The sequence below is a fragment of the Acinetobacter sp. RG5 genome (assembly GCF_031844265.1).
Lineage (GTDB): Bacteria > Pseudomonadota > Gammaproteobacteria > Pseudomonadales > Moraxellaceae > Acinetobacter.
Genome location: NZ_JAUZUV010000043.1, coordinates 1 through 1,295 on the forward strand (window position 1 = coordinate 1; position 1,295 = coordinate 1,295).

Sequence of the window (1,295 nt, forward strand, 5' to 3'; positions counted from 1 at the left end):
CTTAAACACTTATACCGAAAAAAATCCAATTGATCATGTTTTTAATTATGAAGGTTCATTAATAAAAATTCCTTATGAAGAGTTGTTGTTTATTCTTCCGTATAGATCAGGAAATTTATCAAGAGGTTTGTATAATAAGACTAATATTATGTTGATTTCTAATCCTAATATAAATAATTTCTTAGGTGCAAATAAGCACACTTCTGCTTTTGAAAAATATCAATTATATGAAAATGATTCTGAATATTCTTCTCTTACAAGTCATATTCCTAGACATAATATAAATACATTCCTTGCTTTAAGTGGAATTTCTGAACATTTACAGGCAATGCTTATGGGGCGGGTTGATATTAAACAAAATCAATACTATCAACATATAGCATTGAAACATATGAAAATTAAATCAAGTCTTCGAAATAAAAATGAAATTATACTAGTAAATAGTATTGGAATTGACAACTATTTAAGTCCAGTAGAAGCTATTAAAAAAGATGGTTTAATATATGTTTCTGAAGAGTTGAGTATTGATTCGAATATCAAAAAAAATATTCAGACTTTTGATAATAAAAAAGAAGTTTCAGCTTTTATAAAAGATCAGTTTTTTGATGATTATTTCCAAGATATAAAAAAAGCATTTAATGAATTAATTGATGAAGATCCAAATGAAGCTGAAGAATTACTAGATCGTCATGCATTTCTTTCCCCCCTACTCTTTGGAAGTTGTATGCGCAATATTACACTACATCATTGTCCAAAACGGCTTGCATGCCAATCAGGTGATGCGTGTGGAAATTTTGTCTTAACAGGTCGTCGTGGTGAATTAGAAAACATTACTTTAAAAAAGAACATGCTTATTAATGAATATAATAATATTGATAATGATATAAGAAATGATCCTCAATATTCTGAGATGTTAAATGATATTAGAGAAAGGATAAATATTCTTACAGGTTTAGAAGCTAAAAATTTAAGTAGGATGCAGAAACTTACACCAATACAAATCTTTAATTACAATACGCCTATGAGTAAGTTGCCTCATACCTTGAGTGAGCTTTTTGCTATTGAAATTAATAAAACTGAAGAGGTTTAACAACAATGAGAGGTAAAGAATTAGATATTATTGTTGAGAAAGAGTTGCAATTGATGCTTATAGAAGGATTTGAAAAATCTCCAATATCTCATAAATCACTTTATGATCGCCTAATTAAAAAAGGATTTATTCATGGTAGCTTATAATGTGGTTCCGTTAATTAGACCACTCAATTCAGTTTTATAAGTGATAAATCCGCTCTAAA

Annotated in this window: 1 protein-coding gene and 1 pseudogene; both read left to right on the forward strand. The window is 28.1% G+C overall.

All coding sequences use genetic code 11. The annotated features are described in order from the left end of the window. A pseudogene (locus Q9R21_RS14805) lies at positions 1-1,090 on the forward strand (hypothetical protein); the annotation flags it as partial. A 5-nt stretch (positions 1,091-1,095) separates the two neighbouring features. After that, complete coding sequence (locus tag Q9R21_RS14810) at positions 1,096-1,236, forward strand: hypothetical protein (protein ID WP_311204772.1); 141 nt, start codon at positions 1,096-1,098, stop codon at positions 1,234-1,236. Positions 1,237-1,295 lie beyond the last annotated feature (59 nt).